Source organism: Acidobacteriota bacterium (assembly GCA_016703965.1).
Lineage (GTDB): Bacteria > Acidobacteriota > Blastocatellia > Pyrinomonadales > Pyrinomonadaceae > OLB17.
This window is the reverse complement of the sequence record JADJBB010000004.1, coordinates 1-23,352: the sequence shown is the minus strand read 5'-3', so window position 1 is coordinate 23,352 and position 23,352 is coordinate 1. Positions and strand designations below refer to the sequence as shown.

Annotated in this window: 28 protein-coding genes and 1 tRNA gene; 10 read left to right on the top strand and 19 right to left on the bottom strand. The window is 51.8% G+C overall.

Annotated elements, in window-relative coordinates; genetic code table 11:
* The first annotated feature begins 244 nt into the window (after positions 1-244).
* From IPG22_02890 to IPG22_02880, 3 genes are all read left to right on the top strand, one after another.
* Positions 245-445 carry a hypothetical protein gene (locus IPG22_02890; protein ID MBK6587253.1) on the top strand — a complete coding sequence of 67 codons (201 nt, stop codon included), beginning with the start codon at positions 245-247 and terminating at the stop codon, positions 443-445.
* 300 nt (positions 446-745) lie between these two features.
* Positions 746-1,318: a NifU family protein gene (locus tag IPG22_02885; protein ID MBK6587252.1), complete on the top strand. Its 573-nt coding sequence runs from the start codon at positions 746-748 to the stop codon at positions 1,316-1,318.
* A gap of 457 nt (positions 1,319-1,775) precedes the next feature.
* Complete coding sequence (locus IPG22_02880) at positions 1,776-3,653, top strand: hypothetical protein (protein MBK6587251.1); 1,878 nt, start codon at positions 1,776-1,778, stop codon at positions 3,651-3,653.
* A gap of 77 nt (positions 3,654-3,730) precedes the next feature.
* Here IPG22_02880 and IPG22_02875 read toward each other — a convergent pair whose 3' ends face one another.
* A complete protein-coding gene (locus tag IPG22_02875) occupies positions 3,731-4,243 on the bottom strand; it encodes a nuclear transport factor 2 family protein (protein MBK6587250.1) in 513 nt (170 codons plus the stop codon).
* A gap of 290 nt (positions 4,244-4,533) precedes the next feature.
* Between IPG22_02875 and IPG22_02870 the strand changes: the two genes are divergently transcribed.
* Entirely contained in the window at positions 4,534-6,468 is a 1,935-nt protein-coding gene (locus tag IPG22_02870) for a FecR domain-containing protein (GenBank protein ID MBK6587249.1), read from the top strand.
* Positions 6,469-6,547: 79 nt separating this feature from the next.
* On the opposite strand, the gene IPG22_02865 is transcribed toward IPG22_02870, so the two are convergent.
* Positions 6,548-7,873: an insulinase family protein gene (locus IPG22_02865; GenBank protein MBK6587248.1), complete on the bottom strand. Its 1,326-nt coding sequence runs from the start codon at positions 7,871-7,873 to the stop codon at positions 6,548-6,550.
* Complete coding sequence (locus tag IPG22_02860; GenBank protein MBK6587247.1) at positions 7,873-9,387, bottom strand: insulinase family protein; 1,515 nt, start codon at positions 9,385-9,387, stop codon at positions 7,873-7,875. The genes IPG22_02865 and IPG22_02860 overlap by 1 nt, the downstream gene beginning before the upstream one ends.
* 70 nt (positions 9,388-9,457) lie before the next feature.
* On the opposite strand from IPG22_02860, the gene IPG22_02855 reads away from it, so the two are divergent.
* Positions 9,458-9,676 (top strand): hypothetical protein, encoded by a 219-nt coding sequence (locus tag IPG22_02855; GenBank protein MBK6587246.1) that lies wholly within the window; start codon positions 9,458-9,460, stop codon positions 9,674-9,676.
* Between the two features lie 61 nt (positions 9,677-9,737).
* Here the strand turns inward: IPG22_02855 and IPG22_02850 are convergent, their stop codons facing one another.
* Positions 9,738-11,300, bottom strand: a complete 1,563-nt coding sequence (locus tag IPG22_02850) for a peptide MFS transporter (protein ID MBK6587245.1) — start codon at positions 11,298-11,300, stop codon at positions 9,738-9,740.
* Positions 11,301-11,384: 84 nt separating this feature from the next.
* On the opposite strand from IPG22_02850, the gene IPG22_02845 reads away from it, so the two are divergent.
* The 3 genes from IPG22_02845 (at position 11,385) to IPG22_02835 (ending at position 13,268) form a co-directional block, all read left to right on the top strand.
* Complete coding sequence (locus IPG22_02845) at positions 11,385-11,855, top strand: hypothetical protein (GenBank protein MBK6587244.1); 471 nt, start codon at positions 11,385-11,387, stop codon at positions 11,853-11,855.
* Between the two features lie 40 nt (positions 11,856-11,895).
* The gene (locus tag IPG22_02840; protein MBK6587243.1) at positions 11,896-13,146 is read left to right on the top strand and encodes a hypothetical protein; all 1,251 of its coding nucleotides are present in this window, start codon (positions 11,896-11,898) and stop codon (positions 13,144-13,146) included.
* Positions 13,147-13,192: 46 nt separating this feature from the next.
* Positions 13,193-13,268 (top strand) — tRNA-Ile (locus tag IPG22_02835).
* Positions 13,269-13,283: 15 nt separating this feature from the next.
* On the opposite strand, the gene IPG22_02830 is transcribed toward IPG22_02835, so the two are convergent.
* From IPG22_02830 to IPG22_02780, 11 genes are all read right to left on the bottom strand, one after another.
* The gene (locus tag IPG22_02830; protein MBK6587242.1) at positions 13,284-13,733 is read right to left on the bottom strand and encodes a hypothetical protein; all 450 of its coding nucleotides are present in this window, start codon (positions 13,731-13,733) and stop codon (positions 13,284-13,286) included.
* A gap of 105 nt (positions 13,734-13,838) precedes the next feature.
* Positions 13,839-14,738, bottom strand: a complete 900-nt coding sequence (locus IPG22_02825; protein ID MBK6587241.1) for a TlpA family protein disulfide reductase — start codon at positions 14,736-14,738, stop codon at positions 13,839-13,841.
* Between the two features lie 27 nt (positions 14,739-14,765).
* Positions 14,766-15,443 (bottom strand): thioredoxin domain-containing protein, encoded by a 678-nt coding sequence (locus IPG22_02820; GenBank protein MBK6587240.1) that lies wholly within the window; start codon positions 15,441-15,443, stop codon positions 14,766-14,768.
* 4 nt (positions 15,444-15,447) lie between these two features.
* Positions 15,448-15,885, bottom strand: a complete 438-nt coding sequence (locus IPG22_02815; protein ID MBK6587239.1) for a disulfide bond formation protein B — start codon at positions 15,883-15,885, stop codon at positions 15,448-15,450.
* Positions 15,882-16,541, bottom strand: a complete 660-nt coding sequence (locus tag IPG22_02810) for a DUF305 domain-containing protein (GenBank protein MBK6587238.1) — start codon at positions 16,539-16,541, stop codon at positions 15,882-15,884. The genes IPG22_02815 and IPG22_02810 overlap by 4 nt, the downstream gene beginning before the upstream one ends.
* Before the next feature lie 14 nt (positions 16,542-16,555).
* Positions 16,556-17,074 (bottom strand): DUF3347 domain-containing protein, encoded by a 519-nt coding sequence (locus IPG22_02805; GenBank protein ID MBK6587237.1) that lies wholly within the window; start codon positions 17,072-17,074, stop codon positions 16,556-16,558.
* 13 nt (positions 17,075-17,087) lie between these two features.
* A complete protein-coding gene (locus IPG22_02800) occupies positions 17,088-19,184 on the bottom strand; it encodes a multicopper oxidase domain-containing protein (protein ID MBK6587236.1) in 2,097 nt (698 codons plus the stop codon).
* 103 nt (positions 19,185-19,287) lie between these two features.
* The gene (locus tag IPG22_02795; GenBank protein ID MBK6587235.1) at positions 19,288-19,560 is read right to left on the bottom strand and encodes a hypothetical protein; all 273 of its coding nucleotides are present in this window, start codon (positions 19,558-19,560) and stop codon (positions 19,288-19,290) included.
* On the bottom strand, positions 19,544-19,810 hold the full coding sequence (locus tag IPG22_02790; protein ID MBK6587234.1) for a hypothetical protein: 267 nt from the start codon (positions 19,808-19,810) through the stop codon (positions 19,544-19,546). Before IPG22_02790 ends, IPG22_02795 begins: the two co-directional genes overlap by 17 nt.
* Positions 19,811-19,908: 98 nt before the next feature.
* Positions 19,909-20,109: a hypothetical protein gene (locus IPG22_02785; protein ID MBK6587233.1), complete on the bottom strand. Its 201-nt coding sequence runs from the start codon at positions 20,107-20,109 to the stop codon at positions 19,909-19,911.
* A gap of 358 nt (positions 20,110-20,467) precedes the next feature.
* A complete protein-coding gene (locus tag IPG22_02780) occupies positions 20,468-20,812 on the bottom strand; it encodes a DUF3703 domain-containing protein (protein MBK6587232.1) in 345 nt (114 codons plus the stop codon).
* Between the two features lie 81 nt (positions 20,813-20,893).
* Here IPG22_02780 and IPG22_02775 point away from each other — a divergent pair, with 81 nt between their 5' ends.
* Complete coding sequence (locus IPG22_02775; protein MBK6587231.1) at positions 20,894-21,508, top strand: copper-binding protein; 615 nt, start codon at positions 20,894-20,896, stop codon at positions 21,506-21,508.
* On the opposite strand, the gene IPG22_02770 is transcribed toward IPG22_02775, so the two are convergent.
* The gene (locus IPG22_02770; GenBank protein ID MBK6587230.1) at positions 21,497-21,706 is read right to left on the bottom strand and encodes a hypothetical protein; all 210 of its coding nucleotides are present in this window, start codon (positions 21,704-21,706) and stop codon (positions 21,497-21,499) included. The genes IPG22_02775 and IPG22_02770 overlap by 12 nt on opposite strands.
* A gap of 97 nt (positions 21,707-21,803) precedes the next feature.
* Here IPG22_02770 and IPG22_02765 point away from each other — a divergent pair, with 97 nt between their 5' ends.
* Positions 21,804-22,016 carry a hypothetical protein gene (locus IPG22_02765; GenBank protein MBK6587229.1) on the top strand — a complete coding sequence of 71 codons (213 nt, stop codon included), beginning with the start codon at positions 21,804-21,806 and terminating at the stop codon, positions 22,014-22,016.
* Between the two features lie 167 nt (positions 22,017-22,183).
* Here the strand turns inward: IPG22_02765 and IPG22_02760 are convergent, their stop codons facing one another.
* From IPG22_02760 to IPG22_02750, 3 genes are all read right to left on the bottom strand, one after another.
* Positions 22,184-22,612 (bottom strand): TonB-dependent receptor, encoded by a 429-nt coding sequence (locus tag IPG22_02760; GenBank protein MBK6587228.1) that lies wholly within the window; start codon positions 22,610-22,612, stop codon positions 22,184-22,186.
* Positions 22,503-22,817 (bottom strand): hypothetical protein, encoded by a 315-nt coding sequence (locus tag IPG22_02755; GenBank protein ID MBK6587227.1) that lies wholly within the window; start codon positions 22,815-22,817, stop codon positions 22,503-22,505. The genes IPG22_02760 and IPG22_02755 overlap by 110 nt, the downstream gene beginning before the upstream one ends.
* Before the next feature lie 113 nt (positions 22,818-22,930).
* Positions 22,931-23,287, bottom strand: a complete 357-nt coding sequence (locus IPG22_02750) for a TonB-dependent receptor plug domain-containing protein (GenBank protein MBK6587226.1) — start codon at positions 23,285-23,287, stop codon at positions 22,931-22,933.
* Between the last annotated feature and the right edge of the window lie 65 nt (positions 23,288-23,352).

Sequence of the window (23,352 nt, the reverse complement as noted above, 5' to 3'; positions counted from 1 at the left end):
GCCGATAACGTCTAATTATATGGGTTGCAAATTAGGGCCGGTTATTTCGGTGAAATACGAGACCGGAAACGGCTTGCATTTGCAACCAAAACGGGAGTAAGATTGAGACGTTCTCAGAGATCTAGGCAGTTTTGAAAACACAGCGGTCTGTTCCGCAGCAGTTGGGCGAAGCAATGCTTTAACGCCCGCTTCGCCATGTTAACTTCGTAACACGCAAACCTGTATCAGGTTGGAGGTGATTTTTGTGAAGGACATGCTTTTTGCCTTATTAGCACTCGTAGCCGCGATCGCGGCAGCTTTCTCATTCTACAAATACACGAGCAGCGACGATAATAAAGTCTTCTTGGTGATCGCACTTGTATGTGCGGTCGCAACCGTCGGTCTCGGAGGGTTTTTCCTCTCGGGCCGCATCGCTAAAAAGGAAGATATTCATATTACGGAGTAACGGTGTGGAATGCGTAAAACGTCTTCGCTCGCAAGTCGGCTGAACAGCGCCCTGCGAACTGGATAGAAATAGTGTATATAAAAAGGACAGCTTTTCGGAGTTGTCCTTTTTTCTGACCGAAGCCCACGGGTAGGCCACTGCAGGAAATTTTGTAAGAGGTAGTCGAAAAGATGTTATTGGATATGTGAAGCGTTCTGCTCGGCGAGAAGAAGGGTTGGAATAATTTGCGATACCTCCGGAGTTGCGTTATCATAATGTTGACAAAAATGTAATGATTCATTTTTACTGATGTGAAAAGCAATGCCAAAGATCGCTGATATACAGGAAACGCCGAACCCGAACGCGGTAAAGTTTATTTTAAAGGAGCCCGTTTCGCACGGAACGTCGCACTCGTTCAAGACGGCTGACGCCGCAGCGGATAATGCTTTGGCAAAGGCAATATTTGACGTGGGCGAGGTCGTGTCTGTGTTTTACATGGACAAGATGATCACGGTCGAGAAGACCGACGACATCGACTGGGATGAGATCCTGCCTGATCTCGCGGTGCCGATCCGCGAGGCTCCGGCTGTCGCTTCGACCAATGGGACGGCGAAAAAAGCAGCGGCTGCGACGGTTGGCGGTGCGATCGGCGTCGCGGCAAGCGACGATCCGAAACTCGCGGCGATCAACGAACTGCTCGACGACCGCATTCGGCCCTATCTCGCCGGCGACGGCGGTTGGCTCGAGATAATCGACCTCGACGAAGAAACTCTTCGGATCCGCTACGAAGGTGCCTGCGGTTCGTGCCCTAGCTCGCTGACCGGCACCTTGATGGCCATCGAGAACATGATCCGCGAAGAGATCGACCCAAATCTTACGGTCTTGGCCGTATAGGTTTCCGCCTTTATTGGTAGAGGAAATTCTGCCGTTTTTACCTTTGACCAATCTCCCAAATTACTTTACCTATCAACCGCTTTTAAGCCGACAGGCTGGCCAAAGCCCTTGACCAAACAACGTCATCTACTAAAAATTGCCTGAAAATACGGCGTGTTGTTCAAAGTGTGAATCGATTCACACTTTAAAGGCTCTGTTTTGCTCGCAGGTGAGTTTACGCAAAAATACCGCACCAAGAACTGTTCGCCGCCGGATCACTCAACCCTCTCAAGTAGATGCATTTTGTTGATTTTGAAGAATTTCTTGACATTGTTGTACCGGATTGTACATAATCGGGAGGACGGTGGTTTATGAAAAAACGCCGTAAGCCGCACTTGGGCCTAAGCTCTGCCCGGACCACCGAAAAACATACCTATTTTAACCAGCATTTTTTTTGATTTGATGGAGGAGAAACGTAGTGAATAGCGAAGAACTCGAACAGAGTCTCAAAAGTGAATTTGAGAGTTATCTCAAGTCCGTACTTGCCGAAATGAAGCAGGAAACTGCTGAATTTCACAGCAAATTCGAGGCCGAGTTTGAAAAACAAAAGTCTCAGATCGATGAGGCATTTAAGGGCTTTGCCGCTCGTTTTGATTCGGAACGGACGTTCGATGCTGCCTTTACCGGTACGGTGGCAGAACATTTGCGCCTTGCCCGGGATGAGGGAGCTCGCGTTGCCGCCAATGCGATGGTCGAAGCTGAAAATCTCGGCCAATCGCCGCTTAGCGCCGTTCCGGCAGCCGCGCCTGTCGAAGTCAAATACGACGCGATCCGCGATGCGGTCGATGACATCAGCTCGAAGGATTCGCAGAGTGCGATCCTGAAATCGCTGGTACATCACGCAGCAAACTTTGCCCCGCGCGGTGCATTTTTCATCATCAAATCCGATCATTTCTCGGGCTGGAAGATTTTCGGGGCGGATGTTGCCGCTGAGAACGCGATCCGCGATATCCATTTCCCGGTTTCATCTGATTCGATCCTCGGTGCCGCCGTTACGGCGAGAACTACCGTCGATAACTCAGGGCGAAGCCACCCCGGAGATGCGGCGTTCATTAACCCGCTTCAGTTCGGCGAGCCGGAAAGAATGTATGCTATCCCGTTGGTCGCCCGCAGCCGAGCGGTTGCCGTGCTTTATGCCGACCACGGCACGGAAGCGGAGAAAGATTCGGACATCAATCGAGAAGCCCTCGAAACTCTCGTCCGTGTTGCCGGATTGACGGTGGAACTGCTTGCTTCGATGCAGACCGCCAAGGCTGAGAACCGTACGGTAGCTGCCGCGGACTTCGAAAACGTCGATTCGAAACCCGAGGAACCAACAGCCCTGCACCCCGAGCCGGTAGCTCAAAGTCCAGCGAGCGAATACATTGAGCCCGCTCCGGCTTATGGATCACCTTTCGGTGCACCGGCATTCGCTGACGAACCCGCCAAAGATGAGCAGGCTTTTTCGTTCAGCGACAGTGTCACCTTTGAAGGCGGATTTCCGCCTGAAGTTTCGTCAAATCCATTCGACGCGGAACCCGCCTCATACGGGGCATTTGAAAAGGTCGAGGAACCTGCTGCTGTTGAGACAGCATTCGATGACAATCCGTTCGCTGAGAAGCCATTTATAGGGGATGAAGCAGTTCGTCAGGCTGAATTTGCAACATCATTCGAAACGCCCGTCGAGACATTTGAACCGCAGGCCGAGCCCGTTGCTCCGCCCGTTGAAACCTTTGCTCCGGCTGTCGAGCCGGTCCATCCCGCGGACGAAAGTTTTGCTCCCGTAGCCGAGCCGATCTATGTCGAAGAGCCGAAAGGCAGCGATATGGTATTTGATACCGGAAACGTTTTTAATGAGGCTCCGCCTATCAGTTCGCCATTCGAACAGCCCGTTGAGCAATTCGAACCGGCTGCCGTGACCAGTGGCGGCGGTTTTGCCCACCAGGTTGAAGCTCCGGTAATGGAGGCTCCGGTTGTTCAGGCGCCTAAACCTCGTCTGAGCGAACGCAATGTCGATCTGCCGATCGAGGTGCCTGAGGAGGAACGTCGTATCCACAACGATGCCCGCCGTTTCGCCCGTCTTTTAGTGTCGGAGATCAAGCTTTACAACGAAAAGAAGGTTATCGAGGGCCGTGAGGCGAATGATCTCTACGACCGGCTTCGCGAGGCGATCGACCGTTCACGCGAAATGTATGACAAGCGCGTTCAGCCACCGGTTGCCGCGAAATTTGATTACTTCCATTACGAGATCGTTAATTCGCTGGCTGAGGGATCTGTCGAACGTCTTGGATCCGGTTACCCCGGAGCGAGCGTCTAGAATCCACCAACTATTTTGTATATGAGAAAGCCGCCAATTTGGCGGCTTTCTTTTCTATTGCTCTGACGGAATCTAGTTTATCCGGGCAGCCTTTCGGACGGGAAAACGGGGCGTGTTGCGTCCGGGCGGTCTGGCGAGGTGTGACGGTGGACGATCTTCCAGTCCTTTCCGATCAGCTTGAAAACAAGTGTCATACGGCCGGATGAATTCTCGACCGTCCCATTGTTCTCCTGCGTTTGTTTCCACTTGCAGCTAACGTAGGCTGCCGTTTTTCCAAGCAATTCAACTCGAAGTCCCGTAACGTCGAGCGTGACGTTCGAAACCTTTGCATACGAGGCGGTGACGTTGCTTTTCACGTTTTCCCAGCCAATGGTCGCGGAGCCGTTATTGTTGAAGATGAGCAGCCGGTCGCTTTTTTCGTAGGTTGACATGACCTTGTCGACGTCGGCTTGCTTTATGCCTTCGACAAGCCGGTCGAAGGCATCGCGGACATCCTTCGCCGGGTCGGGCTTGCCAACGGCAGCCTTCTGGCCGAGGGCGGTAAACGTGAGAGTTAAGATGACGGTCGAGATAAAGATAAAATGTTTCATAAATGTCATTTCCCGAGATGTTAGATCCTCAAAAGTGAGTTTATAGCCCGACGGATTCAGGCGCAACCTAACGGGAGAGGTCTGCACGATTTGGTATTCGCCCTGCGCCTCATCTGCACGATTTGGTGGCCGTTTGGACGATCGAGGTCGTGCTAACTTAGTTATTTCACCACATGAGTCGGCTTTCGATCCTTGGAACAATTATTGCTTTATTCTTAAGTGCTAATGAAACACTTTGGTTTCGATCACTCTTCCGACCAAAGAAATAATCGCTTTAGGGGTGCATCGTTATGAACATTTCAGCAAAACGTCTTTTGGCTATTCTCATCGGAGTAATGAGTCTGTCCGGTTCGCTTTGGGCCGGATCGCCAGCGAAAGCAGTTAATCTTCCAACAGCCCTGAATATGCAGGTCATTGATGATGATGACGAGCCCGAGATCACTGATCGCGTTGCTCGCATCAGCTTTATCGAAGGGGAGGCTAAAGTTCGTCGGAGCGGTTCGGATGACTGGGAAACCCTAACGCTCAACTTACCGCTGGTCGAGGGAGACGAGATCAGCACGGATGGCGGTGCGAAGATCGAGATCCAGTTTGATAAAAATAAGCATTTGCGGCTCGACGCTGATTCTTATCTGAAGGTCATTACGTTGAAGGACGAGGGAATTGCTCTCAGCCTTTCGCTCGGAACGATGAGTTTGCGGATAACGGCATTTGATAAGGCCGTTTCATTTTTTGAGATCGATGCCCCAAGAACAACTCTTGCGGTGCAAAAAGCCGGACGCTATCGGATCGATGCCGGAAAAGAAGGTGACGACGAAGTTCGTGCTAGCGTTAGCGAAGGCGGAGAGGCTCGCATCTATTCCGATAACGCAGGATTCACCTTAAAGGACGGGCGTGGCACCCGGATCTTCGTCGCGGGAAGAAATTCGGGAGATTGGGAAAATACGGATGCATCGCAGTTCGACGACGATTTTAGCCAGTGGGCCTCTGATCGCGAAGCGGTCGTCGCAAAACGCCTAAGTGACGGCTATTACAACAAATATTACGACGACGACATTTACGGAGCCGAGGACCTCAGCGACAACGGAGAGTGGATAAACACGACCGATTACGGTTATGTATGGAGCCCGAGCCGCCTTGCTCTCGCACAGTATTCCGATTGGTCGCCGTACCGTTACGGACACTGGCGGTGGATGCAGCCGTACGGCTGGGTCTGGGTCAACGATGAGCCGTGGGGCTGGGCGACGTACCATCACGGGCGCTGGTTCTCTTACGGCGGACGCTGGGTTTGGTCGCCTTATGGATACTATCGTTCGAGCCGAAGCTGGTGGTCTCCGGCGTACGTCGTCATCAATATTTTTAACAACAACGTCTGCTGGTATCCGCTCGGATATCATCGACGTCGATACAACTATAATTGGAATCACCAGACGCCGCGGAATACTAAAGTTAGCACTCGCACGCCGCGGGCTCCGCTAGGAAACGGTCCCGGGAGAATTCCGCCCGGCCGTGTCACCAATGGTAAAGATCCGGATGTTCCCATAACCGGCGTAGTTTCAGTTGATACGAAGGATTTTGGCAGCCGCAATGCACACGCAAAAACCGCAACACCTGCGATCGCAAGAACAATACTCACGAAAGATCCCGGATCTGGGACAGCGACGACTTTGCCAACTTACAAGGACCGCCGGCGAAGTATCGATATTGTGACGGAGAGGCCGCCGGTCGATCCGGTCATTATGAAAACCCGTGTCGGTGCTGCACCTCGAAAGTCCGACGCTCCAATGGACGAAGAACTGCGAACCAAACGCATCTTCGGCGGCCGCCCGCCGCAAAGAACGCCTGAAACAGAGCCGTCGGTCCGCGAACCAGTAGTTCGACTGGCCGAGCCGCGTAAGACAGGTGCGGTCGAGCGTCCACCTATCGTCACTAAGGTCGATCCGGGAAGAATGCCGCCCGAAACCGAGCCCGAGAAGCCGCGACGAACGCCGTCCGTTCGTGAAACGCCGGTTTATACAACGCCACCAACCAAAGAGACACCGCGATATACACCTCCACCTCGCGAGACGCCGCGGTACGACCCGCCGAAACAAACTGAAAGGGCTCCGCGTGAGACTCCGGCTCAACCGGCACCAAAAAAGGAGACCCCGCCTGCCAAGAGCGAGCCGAAATCAAGCGATAAACCTGCTTTACCCTCGCGCAAGGAGAAGCCGGATTCGAATTAAACTATTTCGTTTTGGCAAAACAAGGCCGCGTAGGATCGAAGACACTCGTTCCCTCGCGGCCTTATTGATCTATGAATCGTTAATTTTGAAGAAAAAAGGCTTTATCGACGTCGGCCGGGTTTCCAACTATGACAAAGCGAATATTCTTCATATATTTATTCGCCGCTGCCTGTATTTCAGCCGGTTTTACCTTCCGCATACGGTCAAGAAACTCCAGTGAATTTCTCCAACCACCGCCAAGCAATTCATATTGGGCGAGTTCGGCTGCCTGTGCGGCGTTCGTTTCTTCTTTCAGGTAATAGGTCGTCAGGAAATATGCTCCCATCTGGCCGATAGTCTCAGCATCGACCGAACCTTGTTTTATCTTATTGATCTCGTCGAGCATGACCGCAACGGCTTCGTTAGGACGCGTCGTCGAGGCTGAGATCGAAGCGGTGTTTGCAGCCATATCATCGAGTTCTGCATCCGGAGCATATGAAAGATTTCTCTTGCCGCGAACTTCTTCAAACACACGCTGCTGCAAAACCGTCATTGCGGTTCGCATCGCATAATAATCAGCGTCGCGAATAGAAGGTGCAGCAAATGTTCCTTTTACATAATTGGTCTCAACCGCCTTGGCGGTGATGTCGACGGTTGGCTTGGAAAAATTAAGCGGAGGCAGCGGATTGTCTTTATAATCGCCGCGAGGTAATTTCCCAAAAGAAGCCTCGATCTGCTTTTGAAGATCTGTTGGTTCAAGATCGCCAACGATCACAAGAAGCATCCGCGATGCTTGGACGAGGCCGCGATGGTAGGCGGCGAGGTCGGAGGCCTTGAATCTTGTGATGTTTGCTACCGTTCCCTGGGGGCTGTTCGTGTATGGATGTCCGGCATAGAGAATGCTATCGTTCACGAAATCCAGAGCACCTTCGGGCGAATCGGTCTGTGCTCGCAGGCCGGTCAAGAAAGTCCCGCGAACGCGTTCGACATCTTCCGGAGCGAAGGCGGGGTTGATAGCCACGTCGACAAATATCTTCCAGGAATTCTCGAAGCTCTGCTTAGTACACGCCATCGCCAGCGTGCTGAAATCGTAATTTGCACCGGCTGAGATGACCGTTCCCACGCTCGAAGTCTCTTTACGAAGCTTTTGGCGCGGATATGATCTAGTACCTTCCGCAGCGATATTTAGGGCGAAGCCCTCGATACCGGCATTATCGGCCGTCAGGTTTTTGACCCCGCCGCGAAAATATAGTCCTGCCGCGACCGTCGGCGTTCCTAGACGGCGTTTAATGAGAACCTTCATTCCGTTCACATCGAACTCAGTTATCTGTCCTGGTGCTGTGCGGACGGTCTGGGAATATCCGAGCTGCACGGACGTGAGTGCGATCGAGATGAAAAGGACGAACTTGATCGTAGATCTATACATTATTGTTTACCTCCGATCAGGTCTTCTGGCGTAAGTTTTGCGATCGCCTGCTGTTCGGGCGAGATCAGGGCGATCGAGACGTGCGGTTTGTTTTGGATGTAGGTTTTCACGTATTTGATAATATCGGCACGCGTCGTCGCACGTAGATTTTTGTGATAACCGCGGAAATAATCGATGCCCGTCGTCGACCACCAAAAGCTCAGAGTGTGCGTGTACTCACTGAGTTTCTCGCGGCTGTAGAGATCATCAGCTTCGATCAGGGTTTTCGCGTTTTCGAGCTCTTCGTCTGTAAAATATCCCGGCTTATCGAACTGTGCGATCTCGGTATAAAGAGCCTTCATTGCGGCCTTCGCCTTCTCAGGCGTGGTCGAAACGATCGCCTGGATCGGGCCAACGTTTCGCTGCGTGTAGTAGCCGATATTCGAGCCAGTTGTTAATTGCGAATCCACCAACGCCCGCTGAAACCGAGAATCCGGCTGACGGATAATGAACGAAAACACATCAGCGGCGTAAGTCGCCGCATCGTCTTTACCGATCGAAGGACCTTGCCAACTGATTTGTACGAGAACGCTTTGAACCGGCTGATTGACGATCGCACCTTCGCTTTTTGCGAGCGGCGGATGCTCGACGAGCGGGAACTTGATGAATGGATCTTCGCTCTTTTTCCAGTCGCCAAAAAGCTCTTCGCCAAGCTTAAAGATATTCTGCGGATCGACGTCGCCCGTCACGACAAGCGCCGAATTATTCGGTACATAATATCGGGATTGGATCAGCCGCATTTGATCGGTCGTTGCAGCGGCCACGGTTGCTCGTGTTCCGCCCGGGCTCTTGCGGGTCGGATATTTGTAGAAGAGCCGGTCGAGAGATTCCTGGTTCAAATAATAGCCGGGCTGGGAAAGGTTGCGGTCGAGCTCCGCGAGAACGTTTGCCTTCTCTCCCGCAAATTCCTCAGGATCAAACACAGGATATCGGGCCGCGTCCTTGATAAATCGCAACGCGGGTAGAATGTTCGGGCTCGTGGTGGTGAAGTAGTATTGGACAACCTCTTCGCGGGTAGTGCCGTTGTTTACGATACCGAGTTGGTCGATCTGGCCCACGTAACTCACGTCTTTCAATTCGGGCTTGAGCTTCATTTCGTTGTCGCAGCCGAATTGGCGATAGGCGTTCATATTACGAAACTGTAGATACTCGCAACGGAAAACAGCGGTCGCTTTGTTCGTCTTGAAGAACATGTGTTCATAAAGGTGCGATAGGCCGTTGAGCTCGGGCGGTTCGGTAAATGATCCGTTGCGCACCGCTAATTCGACCGTGACCAATGGTACCGAAGCGTCGGGAAGAACGATTATCTGCAGACCGTTGGCGAGAGTTTTGGTTACGATCGGGATCTCGTACGGTGCCTGCTGATTTAACGGCGGCGCCTGCAGCTTCGGACCGATCCGCTCGACTTTTTGAGCGATGCCTAAAGATGGCAGTAATGATAATATTGTGAGGAACGAGGCAAGAATTTTTTTCACAAAAAAGCTCCAGTAAAATGGCTTGTTCTCAAAAGTAACATTCTCAAAAGTAGCATAAGGGGACATACAAATGGAACGCGATAATTTGATGCACGGCGCCCGCACGGCGTTGAACACAGATATGGATACAAGGGCCTGGGCTGAGAATTTTCTCAAGGAAAAAACTCGTCAGGAGAATACGCAGATGTCGGAAGAAGAGTTTGAAAAATACTGGAAATACCACAAACCAGAGATAATGCACGCCGGAGCGGCCGAGGCGATGGCGGCTTTCAGACAGAGAGAACGGTGAACTTAAAGAGGGCTGAAGAGAATTAACTCGTCAGCCCTCTTTTTTTAATCGTTACCGTGTCTCAAACTGCCGTTTCCGGCATCTCGACATCTTCGGTATTCTTCATCATTCGCGCGATCGGGATCGCAAGCAAGCCTAAGATCACTGCCGAGACAACAAGTGCGATGGTCGTCCAAGTAAAGAGCTGAGGCGTCTGCTCGAGCTTTTCAGGGTCGACGCTGCCGCCGACCAGTCCTGCGATCAGGTTTCCTACTGAAGCCGCAAGGAACCATATACCCATCATTTGGCCGACAAAACGGCGAGGGGCGAGTTTTGTCATGGACGAGAGTCCGACCGGGCTCAGAAGCAATTCGCCCCAGGTTTGAAATAGATAGCTGATCGCCAGCCACCAGGCCGAAACCTTAAGCAACCCGCCGCTAGCCACCAGCATATTCGCCGGAAATATCATTATGAAAAATCCGACGGCTGCCATGGTAAGGCCGAGGGCGAACTTAGCCGGAGCGGAGATGCTGATGTTTTTCTTTCCAAGCCAGGTCCAAATGATTGCAAAAATTGGTGCAAAAATGATGATAAATGCCGAATTCATCGACTGGAACCACAACGCCGGCACTTCAAATGAGCCAATATGACGTTCCGTAAAATCCTTTGCAAAGAGATTGAGCGAGGTCGGGGCCTGCTCGAATGCCGCCCAAAAGATCGCCGCAAACAGAAACAAAACACCGATCACGACCACACGTTTTTTCTCATCAGCATTTAGTTTGCCGGCCACGAACATAAACACAAAGAAAGCGATCGCGAGGCCAACCAAGGCGTAGAGCATATAGCCGCCAACCACCTGCGGATCTAAAACGATCACGCCGGTCGCCGTCAGAATGACCATCAACGTAATTATTGCAAGGCCGACCGCTACCGCCACCTTTACACGCGATTCGTATCCAGCCTGGATAGTTGGGTCTGGATCGCGGCTTCGCTCGATACCGATATTTCCGAGCGTCGTGCGGGCACGGACGGCAAACCAGATCAGGCCGAACAGCATACCCACGCCGGCAGCGCCGAAGCCCCAGTGGAAACCATATTTTTCGCCAAGTATTCCCGTGATCAACTGGCCAAAGGTAGCACCCATGTTGATACCCATGTAGAAGATCGAGAAACCCGCGTCACGCCGTTCCCCGCCCTCGGGATACAGGTCGCCGACGATAGCCGAGATATTTGGCTTGAGCAAACCGGTACCGAGAACGATCAGGATCAGACCGACAAAGAACATAACTTTGCCACCGAAAAATCCTGACAATCCGATCGATAGGTGACCCGCCGTGATCAGTACGGCACCGTACAGGATCGCTTTTCGCAGCCCAAGCAGCCGGTCGGCTATCCACCCGCCGGGAAGCGAGGACAGATAGACGCACGCCGCATAAATGCCGACGATCGCAGCCGCTTTCGGGCGTTCGAAGCCAAATCCGCCATTCATCAGGGTGGCGGTCATAAACAGGATCAACAACGGCCGGATGCCGTAGAACGAGAAGCGTTCCCACATCTCGGTCATGAAAAGAGTCGGGAGTCCTTTAGGGTGGCCGAAGAATTCGCGTCCGGCCTTCGGGGTTAGATCACTTGCGTTAGTGCTCATCTAGATACCTCGGTTTATCGGTTTAAATTTACGGAAGAGTCAGGCAAAATATAGCAGATAAAGTGGTTTATCGAAAAGGAGAATATGCGTAAACATCTATCTATTGTGATTTTTGCCTTCTCGTGTTTGATGCTGTTCTCGTCCGCTATGTCTGCTCAATCTCGTGCGAGCGTTTCGGCGGCTGAGGTCAACGGGACATTCAGAATGAACTTTTCGGGTAAGTTTAAGGAATTTTCAAACGACGTCAAAATTCTCGCACTGGGCGGCGGCAAGATACGCTTTGCCCTTGATCTAGTCTATCCATATTCGATGCGAAACGGTGAGCCGATGGCAAATCTCGGCACACTCGACGAAGAAGCCTCGATCAGCGGAGACACGGCGATATTTAACAGCGAAGATGGAAAATGCAAGATCACGCTGCTTTTTGTGAAGGCCGGAACGCTAAAGATCACCCAGGACGGATCGGATGCTGACTGCGGATTTGGCCACAATGTTATGGCGTCGGGAACGTACAAAAAAGTGAGCAGTAAAAAGCCGAAATTTGAAGAAAACTAGAATGGTGGTTCTAATGCAGGCATTCTCATAGCTTTAAGGTATGGAATTATTTCAAAAACTCGGCGACGAGATCGAAACTCTCTGGCTCGAAAAGAATTACAACGAAGAAGAATTGCCCGCCATCGCTGCCGAAGCTCTCAGACGGGCTGGTCTCCCGTCAAAATTGACTGCCTGGGATGTTGTCGAATGGTCGCTAAAGCAGCGTGAATTGCCGCCCCAGCGTGATCTGCACGGCAATTTTGCCGATCCGCCGATAACAATATTCTCGGCGCCGCGTTTTCACATCGATCTGTATTTCTGGTTCGAGGGAACAACGGCGATACATCAGCACGGCTTTTGCGGGGCTTTTCAGGTGCTGATGGGTTCGAGCATCCATAGTTGGTACGAATTTGAGACGCAAGAGGTGATAAACACCTTCGCCGAGATCGGCGAAATGAGCCTAAAGGTCTGTGAGTTGCTCGAGGTTGGGGCTGTGCAGGAGATCATTGCGGGAAAGCGGTACATTCACGCACTCTTTCACCTCGAAATGCCGTCTGCGACGATAGTCGTCCGTACAGATCGCTCGCCGCTTCACCTGCCGCAATTTGCGTACGAAAAACCAAATCTCGCGATCGACCCGTTCTTTGAACAGCCGACAATCACGAAAAAACTCCAGATCCTTTCAGCGGCTTTTCGTGCAAAACACCCCGAAGCGGACCGCATGGCGACTGAACTTCTCGAGTCAAGCGATCTGCAGACATCGTTTGTCATCCTCAGCCGCCTGCGTCATTTGGTTGGAGCGAATCAGCTCGAGCAGTTATTTAAAATAGACGGAGCGGTTTCGAGATTTCAGCAGTTTCTCGACGTGGTCAACCGCCGTCATGGCAAGAACGGCGAGATATTTAAGCCGATCTTCGACCGTCTTGCTGCGATCGACGAGATAGTAAATCGACGGAGCTTCGTCACGAATCCCGAGCACCGCTTTTTCATGGCGTTGCTAATGAATGTTGACGACCGCAGCCGCATTTTTTCCTTGATCAGGCAGCGATTTCCAGACGCGGACCCAGTCGAAAAGGTGTTGGATTGGGTCTTTGACCTTGCCGAAACCCGTGTCATCGGCGTCGAAACCTCGAACGCCCTCGGAATCCCAAATTTCGGCGATGCGGAGATGTTCGTACTCGAAAGCATCCTCAACGAAAAGACAAATGACGAGATCTCGGCCGCGTACGCCTCAGAAAATCCAGGCTTGGATGCGGCAGAAGCGATCGCAAAAGTCCGCAGAGCGGCCATCTTTCGCCCGCTCCTTAATTAATTCGAATTTGCGGGAAATTCGAGATTAAATTAAACTTTTAATGGTTGCCCCTGTAGCTCAACGGTTAGAGCAGCAGACTCATAATCTGTTGGCTGTAGGTTCGAATCCTACCGGGGGCACCACTTCTGATCCCAAAATCAAAACGAAAACGTGTAGGTCATGCCAGGGCTTTTGCCGCGGATCATGAGAAATGTCACGGCGTGAGCTTCGCTGAAAGTGTAAGTCATTCCAGGATGTACCTTTACGCCGTCGAACTGGATCAGCGAGCTTAAACGCGGGTGAAAACGGATATTCAGGCCGCCGATGGCCCGAAATTTATGTTCGTAGGAGCCCCAAACGATGCCTCCGTACGGAGCGATCGGCAGGCCGGTCCAGTGCTCGAGATCTTTGCTGGCAGTTAGATAAAGCGATGTTCCCGATGGCGTGCCGATGCGGTCGGAACTGACGCCGAAGATGATCGCCGGGCGATTTTGTGTTTCCGTGACCGGAATGAGAGTGAGCAAAGGGCGAACCTCGCCGACCTTTGGATTATATTCGACGCCGAAATGAATGCGGGGATGCCAGCGATAAATGAGAGTCGCGCGCACTGCGGCCCTGTCCACCTGACCGTGGATCAGCCGAATGCCGGCAGTGAATTTCTTAGGGTTATCGGCCGTCCCCCGGACAGCCTGGCCTTCGCCTGGTCAGACAGGTCAGGCAGGAACGAGCGACGTATTTTTTGTTTTAGCTTTATCCGCCTTCGCGACTTTTACCGCTTCCGTGACTTTCGGAAGCAGAAGTTTATCCAGTTCTTTTCTTAACTCCGCGGGCTTGATGATCCCGATCTCGCGCCAGACGATCTTACCGTCGCGGTCAATTATTACCGTCGCGGGCAGTACAGTTCCGACACCAAATCGCTCCATATCGGTCGTCGCTGTTCCGACCCAGACCGGAAAATTCAGCTTGTATTCCCGAATAAATTTTAATACCTTTGCGGAGTCTGAAGCAGCGTCGCCTGAGGCTCCGATCACCTGAACGCCAAGGGCCGCGTAGTCGTTCTGTATCGCCGACAGGTCGGGCATTTCTTTTTTGCAGGGCTCGCACCAAGTCGCCCAAAAATTTAGAACGACTACGCGACCTCGATACCCCGCAAGGCTTTGCTCGGCACCAGTAAGGTCTTTCAGGGCGAGAACAGCATCATCCGAGACAGGCGTCGGCTTAACAAAGGTCTCTTTGATCACCTTAAGCGAATTTACCTTGACGAATCGCTTATCCTTTTCCGTGCGGAGATCACCCTCGATCTCAACTGTCTTGGGAACGATATCAAGAAAATCTTTGCCAGTGGTTTTGAACGCTCCTTTCTCTAGTAGGTAGAGGGTAAACCCTTTTTCGTCTTCAACGGCCAAAGCTTGCGGCAGGTCCTTTTTGGAACAGTCGATAGCACATTCGATGTCCGCGGTAGTTCCGTATGGGTTTTTCTTGCGGTCGCTTGCCTCGAACCAACATGACGAACAAACCACCTGGCCTTTGAGTTTTACGGGGCCGTCCTTTTGAGCAAATGCCGAAGCGCCAGAAAGGACAATGAAGAGAGCGGTAATAATAAGATTTCGCATCGGTTTATCTAAACTAACATTCGAACTCTATTTTTTCATTTCCTCTTCGATCAATGCTCGCAGGTCCGATTCGCTGAAGCGGGCGAGTTCGCGGCCATTTACGAAGAAGGTCGGGGTTCGGCGAACGCCTAGAGCCTGACCGTCTTTTTTGTCGCGTTCGATCTTAGGAACATAGCGATTCTCCATGATCGCCTGACCTGCTTTGTTCATGTCTAGGCCCAGTTCTTTTGCGTATTTATCAAACAGGGCATTAATGTTAGGCTTTGGGGCGTCGATCGGAGCACCGTGTTTCTCTCCCCATTCAGATTGCTTAGCAAAAAGAAGTTCCTGAGCCTCCCAATACTTACCCTGTTCACGGGCAGCCTCGATAAAGGAAGCCGCCGGCATTGAATTTGGATGCAGGGGCATATATCTCGCTACGAGCCGGAGCTTGCCGTCGTAGTCCTTCAGGAGCTTCTTAACCACCAGGGAGAAGGATGCGCACGATTCGCATTCCGGATCGTAAAACTCGACAAGCGTAACCTTGGCATCCGCAGGGCCGAGCGTTGGGCTGTCCTCGCGGACAAGCGAAGCACTATTGGCTGTAGGGGGAGTACTTGGCTTGACCTCTTTCTGAACTGAGCTGCGGTAATATCCCGCACCAAAATATGCCGCAACGATCACAAAAAGAGTGATCACACCCATTATTAATACATCTTTTCTCATAATGTTATTTATATTTAGGCCTCGAAAGAATGAGGCATATAGCGATGCTGACGAAGCCCCCCAGGGCCATCAGCGGAATTGTAATGAACCCGAGCAGCTCGAGCTGTTTGGCATTGCATGGAACGCCTTCCGTACACGGCGTGATGCTCTCGGGGATCAAGCCGATATAAAGCAAATTGTGATAGACCGCTATAGCCAGGCCTATCAGGCAAATGGGCAAGGCGTAACGGGTGACATTGCGATCGCGCATAGCGATGCCGATGCCGATGATCACGACCAGCGGATAAAGAGCGATCCGCTGATACCAGCATAGAACGCAGGGTGGAAACAGCATTACCTCACTCAAAAACAAGCTGCCGATAGTTCCAATGAGAGCAAATAGCCACGCCGCATAAAGCAGTGGCGAGATATTTTTTCCCGTTATGGTTGAGCTTTCTGTCATTTGTTCCATTCTTGCTGCCAGCCTGTCATCTGCTGTATCTCGGCCTGCTGATCACGAATTATCACGGCAGCGAGCGTCTTTATCTCATCCTTTTTAGATCTCTTTAGAGCCTCTTTCGCCATCACAACGGCACCTTCATGATGAGGGATCATTTGTTTGACGAATTCGAGGTCGAATGCTTTTCCGCTTAGGGAATCGAGCTTTTTCATGTCCATCCCCGTCATCGAGGCTGCCATACCTGCCATCTCCATATTTATCGCCGGAGGTTTGCCGCCGAACCATTGGTCACGCCACGCACGCATAGCCGCAATTTCCTTCTCTTGTGATGAAATGATATTTATCCCGAGTTTCTTCAACTCACCGCTCAGGGCCTTTGCCTGGATGAGCTTGGCCATATCGACCGCTCCCTGATGATGGGCGATCATGGTGTCAATGAACTGCAGGTCGTACTGCGCGTCGGACGCATTCGGCGAGCTTTTCATCGTCGAGTGATCCATCGAGCCATGATCCATCGTGCCGCGCTCAGCGGACGGTACAGTCGGGGCGTTGTGGTTCATGTTCGCGTACGATGTAGCGTCATTTGAATTGGACTGAGATCCACAAGCTGCAAATACCGCCGCTGCGGCCACGATCAGTATCGATTTGAATGCTATCATAGAAAAACTCCATTTCAGCCCTTCTTTAGGGTCGCTTTAACCGAACCGCAAGTGAGCATTTTGCTGCCATAATACGGATTTTTGATGTCCTTGCTTTTGGAAAGCCAGGAAGCCTTTTTCATTGGACAATATTGTAGATACGCATCGGTCTCGTTCGCCTTAAAGCCGAAGACCAGGGCGTACATATTATTGGAGAGCTTTATAAAATGTTCCCGCTGATGCTCGATCTCTTTGTTGCGGTTAATGTGGACCGAATCCGTGCGGATAAGTTTCTCGAGCTTTCCCCATTGGGTTTTCTGAGGCGTGGTCATCTTCGTTGTGTCGACCGCATCGAGGGTTTTGAGAAGCTCATCAGCTTTCGCACTTGCGATCTCAACGTTTGAATCAACCAATGCGTCCTTAAGCGCGTAATAGCTGGCGAGCGAGGCTCCGACATGTTTTTGCACCGCAGGGTCGACAGGGTCGAGATCTTGTGCGGCTTCAGCAGCGGCCGCAAATGCACAAATAAATGAAATAAATAGCAGCTTTTTCATAAGTATTCTCCGATCAGTAGCTATAAGTTATGCCACCTCCAAAACCAAAATGGTTGTAATAGTTCCCGCTGATCTGCCAGCGTTTCGCGAGGATATAACGCATCTTCAGATCATATTCCTTGTCCGTATTCCACATCGCGTCGAACCGCAGGCGTTTTGAGAGAGCGATGTCCTCACGGCTTAATTGCAGGCGAAATTTGCCTTTTGTATTCACGCGGCCGTCAGCTTTGATGAACATGGGCAGCGTGTATTCGAACCCGAGCGTTCCGAAACCCTCCGTCTTCCAGCGGCCTTCGTCATGTTCCTTTTCGCGGTTAATTTCGAAGCCGGCATAGATATTAAGGAACTGCTGTTTGTCGATGTAGCGGCCGAATTTTGTCTCGCTCTCGAATCCGTGTTTAGGATTAAAGTGAAACTGCGTTGCCGCGAAATTATAGTTGTTTGCGACCATTCCGTGGCCAAAAACACCATTCGACTGAGCTGCGAGGTTGAACATCGAATGTATCATTCGATTGTCCTCACTCCGGAAATAATTCCACATCTGTTTCGTTGGCGGAACCTGTGTATTGGGCGGGGAATCGGCGTAACTGAATACCCGACCCATGCCCGCCATCATGTGATAGAGCACGTGGCAGTGAAAGAACCAGTCTTTCTCCTCATTCGCGTCGAACTCGATCACGTCTGTTTCCATCGGCATTATGTCGAGGACGTTCTTAAGAGGCGAATATTCGCCCTGGCCGTTGAGTACCCGGAAGAAATGCCCGTGCAGGTGCATCGGATGCCGCATCATTGTGTCGTTGTATATCGTGATACGAACGGTTTCGCCTTTCTTGATGAGGATCTTGTCGGACTTAGAAAGAGGCTTGTCGTCCATGCTCCACATGTAGCGATTCATGTTGCCGGTCAGGCGAAACTTGATCTCGCGAAGCGGCTTATCAGGTGCAAACTCCGTCTTTGTCGGCGATTTGAGCATCGCATAGTTGAGCGTCACAGGCGGCAATTCACCGGGCTTCGTGGGGTCGGGCACAGTTTCCGGATACATTACATCGTTCATATCCATTTGCTGATAGCTCATCTGCATTTTGTGCTTGCCCATGTCGTTCATCATCTTCATGCCCTCGAAGAGTTTGAGTTTCGGCAGCACCGGAGCAGCGACCCGCTCGCCGGAACCGAGCCAGAGCGAAGTTGCTTTTGTGCGATCCTCGGCGGTCGCCCGCAGCTCGAACGACTTGTCCTCGGGAATGGTGATGATCACGTCGTAGGTCTCGGCTATACCGATCAACATCCGGTCGACGTCAACCGGGACGACATCCATTCCGTCGCTCGCAACGACTGAAAGCTGGCTTCCGGCAAATTGGATCCAGAAATAGGTCGAGGCGGAGCCGTTAATGATCCGCAATCGTACCTTGTCGCCAGCCTTGAAGTGCGGAGCCGTATCTTCCTTTTTCCCGTTAGCTAGGAAAGCGTCGTAATAAACGTCCGAGACGTCCATAGCGTTCATCCGCTGCCATTCCTGGCGAAATTTTGCCTTGAACGCACCAGCTTTTAGCGCTTCGCCGTAGCTCTGGACAGCGTCCTTTTTTATCGCGTACCAGTCGTTCGCGTTCTTGAGATTTCGCATCACTTCGTGCGGATGTTCGTCGGTCCAATCGCTGAAAAGTACCGTGTAGCTCGGCATCGGCGGTTCGTCGCGCTTCTTGATGATCAGAGCTCCATACAGTCCCATTTGCTCCTGCAGATTGCTATGCGAATGATACCAATATGTGCCGCTCTGCTTGATCGGGAAACGAAAAACGTGCGTGCCCATCGGCTTGATCGGCGTTGTCGTCAGAAACGGAACACCGTCCTGTTCGTTTGGCAAAAGTATGCCGTGCCAGTGTACTGATGATTGCTCGTGCAGATTATTCTTGACGTGGATCTCTGCTATATCACCCTCAGTAAACTCGAGTGTCGGCCCCGGAATTTGCCCGTTGACCACAATTGCATGACCGGTTTTGCCCGAGTAATTGACCATTTTATGGTCGATCGTCAGGTCATAACGGACGACATTTTGTGAGTACCCTGTAAGCGCAGAAACAGCCACGCATACGCAGGCGAAAAAAAACTTCATAAGCGAGTGTGATTTGATTTGAGTAGACTTAGGCCGGCGCAAAAAAATAACGGCATTAAGCGCCGTCGCTTGGTGACGGCGCCTAATCCTTTAATTCACGCGATCAGATCGCTCCTGTGTCTTTTGTGACTTTCTTTTCTTTGTTGTGACTGCAGCAAGCACATGAGCAGGCATCGCCGCTCTTGGCGTGTGCGGTATGATCCATGCCGGCCATACCCTTGTGCATTTCGGCCATTTTGGCGTCTTCGCCGTCCTTCATCATCGGGCAAGATTCGCCGTTCGCCATCTTCATGTCCTTCATGTCGTGGCCGGCCATGCCGTCTTTCTTTTCGGCCATCATCGGGCAGGAATGCTCGCCGTTAGCGGCCATCGCCATTTTTTTCGCCGTGCTTGGCGTCCTTTGACATCATCGGGCACGAATCGCCTTTGCAGCAGCATTCGTGAGCCGCTTCGCCGGTCGTTTTGTCCCCGGCTTTTTTCATCGGGCAGGAATCGCCGCAGCAGCTGCAGCATGATGCTGCTACCGTTGTTTCAGCGTTGGTCGTGGTGGAATTGAATGCGTAAACTGCGATGCCGAGTCCGAAAAGGACGACGGCTGTAAAGATGACTAATAATTTCGATCTCATGATATGTCTCCGTATAAAGCTGTAATTAGTAACGTGTCTAGGCACACGAACATGGGTTACGGCGCATGCAAAGAAAGGCTCTTCGCACGAACCTGGCTTTAGATACGGATGACAGAATGAAGTATGCGTTCACCGCGTCGGTCGAGCGGTGGAGGGCGATAGACAGGCGTAGGATCTATGTGCAATGAAACGATCGAAGGCGAAGCAAATCTGTAGATCTCTACATTTGCCGCCGGAACTGAATCAGCAGCCAAAACCAATGTTGCCCGCGTCTGCTTTTCAAGCGGAACAGCAAACATGCTGACCGGCATCATGCAGCACGAAGCGACAGTTGCACTGACCTTTCGGCGTTTTGATTTTTTTCTTCGGCTTCTTTCTTAGCCCTGCGGCAATGTTCGGAAAGGTAGGAGTCGTCAGAAGACGGCATCGATGATGCCATCGCGATCTGCGAACAGTAGGTGAGGCAGACAAGACCGCCGACGTTTAAACAAAGAAAAGCCAGCACGAACGCGGCCAAAGTCTTTTTTGTCGTCGATCTCTGGGTCATCAACCTCAATATAGCACTAACGTCGGGTTTTGCAAATCATATCCGGTCTACCCGGAGCGATGATACGAATGCCTGGAAAGAATGCGTGTGACGGAAATCACAAAGGCGCATTATTTGGCGGAATCTAAAATCTCAGCCAGGTCCTTCTCGACCGGCATCGGTTCGAAAAACCAGACATTCGCACCGCCCGTGTTGCCTTTGGGATAGATGCCGAGCGGAGTTTTGGTCGCGGCACCCACGATCCGGATCAATTGTCCCCAGATCTCCCTCGGCGACCGCATTCGCAGCCCAAGCATTAACATCCGCCAGTGGATACGCGTGTGATCGACGGTCAAAGACTGGCCGAGCACATGGGCTCGCTCGAGGTGTCGAAATGCCGACGCGAGATCGCCCTGCTTACGAAAGTCGCTCGCGAGTTTTAGCTCCGATTCGATATGATTCCGCAGTGATGCCATAACAACCCAAGCATCTTGGATTTGCCAACATTGTCAATCGATCTGTCGCGAACTAGAATTAGGAGCGGCACTACTAACTATATGAAGCTTTTATTCATAACCGCCGTAACTCTCCTTTTTACAGCCTGTTCCACACCCAACCCGGCGAATAAAGCGGTCCCGCCGGCAGCCGATAAACAAACCTACAAGTCCGTCGGTGTGGTCAAATCGCTCGACATCTACACCGACCGCGTTACCGTAGATCACGAAGAGATCCCGGGCTATATGGCTGCGATGGAGATGAATGAAATGGTTGCCGATCACGAACTGCTCGGCAGCATCAAGGTCGGCGACAAAGTCGAATTCGAGATCGAACGGCGTGGTTCAGCGATCATTTATACGAGTTTCAAAAAGATCGGCACGGTCGCGGTTGTCAACGGCGGCGAGATCTACAAGATGAACTGTGCCGAATGTCATGGCGGCAGCGGCGAAGGTTCGAAAAAGGGGATCCCGCTCACCAGCGGCCACGCGCTCGACCACACAGAGGCTGAATACACGGAGCAGGTCAAAACGGAAAAACGGGCAAAATGCCCGCCTTTCACGAAAAACTTACCCCGGAACAGATCTCCGCGGTCGTTTCATTTGTCAAAAACACGATCCAGGCGGGAATCCCGCCGGAAAAGCGAAAAGGACATCATCACTAGATCAAAACCGTAGTTTTATTCCACCGTTAAATACACGCCCTTCAAGATGCGTATAGATCTCGGCGAAAGTTGGATTCGTGTGCGGCGGAATGACCACCAGGCCGTAGCGTCCCTGACGAACGTCGGTCAGGTTTTCGCCATTGATGAAAAGGCTGACCTTGCCGAAGGTTTTCTCGCCAAATAGACCGACCTCCGCTGTTGATCGAGTCAAAGATCGATCCTCGAGCGTTTGTCGGCTCGCGTAAGTAAAATTCTGCTCCGAACTTGTAACTCTCGTGCTTTTCGAACACGAGAGACGAATTCACGCGATGTTTCGGCAACAGCGTCAAACGACGCGTCCCTGCGAGATAGCCGGCCTTGGCGTCGGTGAGCGTGTAGCCGACGAAAAGCTTCGCGACGCCGTAGCCGAGGCGAAGGTTCGACTCGATGCCTTTGCTGATGGCGGAGGAATTGAGTTGAAACCGGTAGATGTTGAGAGAGTGTCCGGCTTCAGAATGATGGGGTCGGTTATGTCAGTGTAAAAGAACATCTGATTGATCGAGTGGTGAACTTTTCTCCCTACCGAACCGCGATAGTTCAGATCTAGCGTTCCGCCTTTGCTGCGTTCGGGCTTTTAGATCGCTGCCCACACCAGCGACATTTTTGGAAGAGGAGTATTTCTGCTTCTTCAGTAAACATCGTCGGCGCTTTATAGCCGAGTCCGAAACCGAGCCGGGTTGTGAAATTGTCGGTAAACCGATAAAACCCGAAACTGCGGCAACGCGAATGTGCCGTAATCCTTGGCCCTGTCGAGCCGAAAACCGGCTTCGAGCGAGAATCTGCTCGTTAGATCAACGGTGTCCTGAACAAAAACGCCGCCGTAGCTTCGCGTTTCGTTTCTGGGTGACAGAACTCCAGCCGAATCCTCTCGAAAGCGGTCATAGATCGCACTGCCGCCAAAAACTAAGGCGTGTTTTCCCACCAACCGCGAGTAAGAAACATCGGTAAACGAATTGAACTGGCCGCCGTCAAATCCGTAATTCGGCGTGGAAAGCTTCCGGCTGAAGACGGCAAACTCTGCTTCGCAAAAAGCGGCTTCCGTCAGCAAATTGGTGGTCGAGGTTGAAGGTTGTGACATTTCGAAGCGACTTATTCTCCTCAAAATATGTGTGTAAAGCGTTCGGCTTGCCGCGAAGAGCGAGAACGTCGCCGCCTTTCCGGTCCTGATACGAGAATGAATTGCCGACCGTCAGTGTCGTTTTGTCATTCAGGTAGAAAACCAGCTTTGGCGTGAATCCGAAAGCCTTTGTTTTCGGCAGCTCGGTGAATTCATCATCGTCCACGTCGTATTCCTTCTGATAATTCGTCGACGCGAGCAGTGTGTAGCCAAATCGCTTGAATTTCTGCGAATTGAATCCAGAAACATCAGTGCCGATCGCGGATGTTTGATTTAGGATCAGTTGGTCGACCGGACCCGGCCCGGATCTTTTGTGACAAAGTTTACGACACCCGCTATTGCGTCACCGCCGAAAAGTGTCGCACTTGGGCCTTTTATAACCTCGACCTGTTTCAGATCGAGCGGTGGTATCTCAAGCAAACTAAGACTTCCCGAAAACCCGCCGTACGCCGGAAATCCGTCCTTCAAGATCTGTGTGTAACGCCCATCGAGGCCCTGAATTCTGACCGTTTGCGTATTCGAAGTCGCCGATGTCTGCTGCACCTGAATTCCGGTGCTCCGTGCAGGACCATCGAGACATTTGCCGGACGCATGCTGATCTTTCGTCGATCTCTTCTTCGTCGATAGCCTCGACACGGGTGGGTGGCTCGGCCTCGATCTCACGGCCGGTTCGCGTCGATGTGATCGTCACCTCGCCGACT

What these genes read in the sequence shown, in the direction of transcription:
- IPG22_02885 (MBK6587252.1), top strand. Translation starts at nt 746, where the DNA reads ATGCCAAAGATCGCTGATATACAGGAAACGCCGAACCCGAACGCGGTA.
- IPG22_02875 (MBK6587250.1), bottom strand. Translation starts at nt 4,243, where the DNA reads ATGAAACATTTTATCTTTATCTCGACCGTCATCTTAACTCTCACGTTT.
- IPG22_02870 (MBK6587249.1), top strand. Translation starts at nt 4,534, where the DNA reads ATGAACATTTCAGCAAAACGTCTTTTGGCTATTCTCATCGGAGTAATG.
- IPG22_02865 (MBK6587248.1), bottom strand. Translation starts at nt 7,873, where the DNA reads ATGTATAGATCTACGATCAAGTTCGTCCTTTTCATCTCGATCGCACTC.
- IPG22_02855 (MBK6587246.1), top strand. Translation starts at nt 9,458, where the DNA reads ATGGAACGCGATAATTTGATGCACGGCGCCCGCACGGCGTTGAACACA.
- IPG22_02850 (MBK6587245.1), bottom strand. Translation starts at nt 11,300, where the DNA reads ATGAGCACTAACGCAAGTGATCTAACCCCGAAGGCCGGACGCGAATTC.
- IPG22_02845 (MBK6587244.1), top strand. Translation starts at nt 11,385, where the DNA reads ATGCGTAAACATCTATCTATTGTGATTTTTGCCTTCTCGTGTTTGATG.
- IPG22_02840 (MBK6587243.1), top strand. Translation starts at nt 11,896, where the DNA reads ATGGAATTATTTCAAAAACTCGGCGACGAGATCGAAACTCTCTGGCTC.
- IPG22_02825 (MBK6587241.1), bottom strand. Translation starts at nt 14,738, where the DNA reads ATGCGAAATCTTATTATTACCGCTCTCTTCATTGTCCTTTCTGGCGCT.
- IPG22_02820 (MBK6587240.1), bottom strand. Translation starts at nt 15,443, where the DNA reads ATGAGAAAAGATGTATTAATAATGGGTGTGATCACTCTTTTTGTGATC.
- IPG22_02815 (MBK6587239.1), bottom strand. Translation starts at nt 15,885, where the DNA reads ATGACAGAAAGCTCAACCATAACGGGAAAAAATATCTCGCCACTGCTT.
- IPG22_02810 (MBK6587238.1), bottom strand. Translation starts at nt 16,541, where the DNA reads ATGATAGCATTCAAATCGATACTGATCGTGGCCGCAGCGGCGGTATTT.
- IPG22_02805 (MBK6587237.1), bottom strand. Translation starts at nt 17,074, where the DNA reads ATGAAAAAGCTGCTATTTATTTCATTTATTTGTGCATTTGCGGCCGCT.
- IPG22_02800 (MBK6587236.1), bottom strand. Translation starts at nt 19,184, where the DNA reads ATGAAGTTTTTTTTCGCCTGCGTATGCGTGGCTGTTTCTGCGCTTACA.
- IPG22_02795 (MBK6587235.1), bottom strand. Translation starts at nt 19,560, where the DNA reads ATGGCGATGGCCGCTAACGGCGAGCATTCCTGCCCGATGATGGCCGAA.
- IPG22_02790 (MBK6587234.1), bottom strand. Translation starts at nt 19,810, where the DNA reads ATGAGATCGAAATTATTAGTCATCTTTACAGCCGTCGTCCTTTTCGGA.
- IPG22_02785 (MBK6587233.1), bottom strand. Translation starts at nt 20,109, where the DNA reads ATGTTTGCTGTTCCGCTTGAAAAGCAGACGCGGGCAACATTGGTTTTG.
- IPG22_02780 (MBK6587232.1), bottom strand. Translation starts at nt 20,812, where the DNA reads ATGGCATCACTGCGGAATCATATCGAATCGGAGCTAAAACTCGCGAGC.
- IPG22_02775 (MBK6587231.1), top strand. Translation starts at nt 20,894, where the DNA reads ATGAAGCTTTTATTCATAACCGCCGTAACTCTCCTTTTTACAGCCTGT.
- IPG22_02765 (MBK6587229.1), top strand. Translation starts at nt 21,804, where the DNA reads ATGTTTCGGCAACAGCGTCAAACGACGCGTCCCTGCGAGATAGCCGGC.
- IPG22_02760 (MBK6587228.1), bottom strand. Translation starts at nt 22,612, where the DNA reads ATGTCACAACCTTCAACCTCGACCACCAATTTGCTGACGGAAGCCGCT.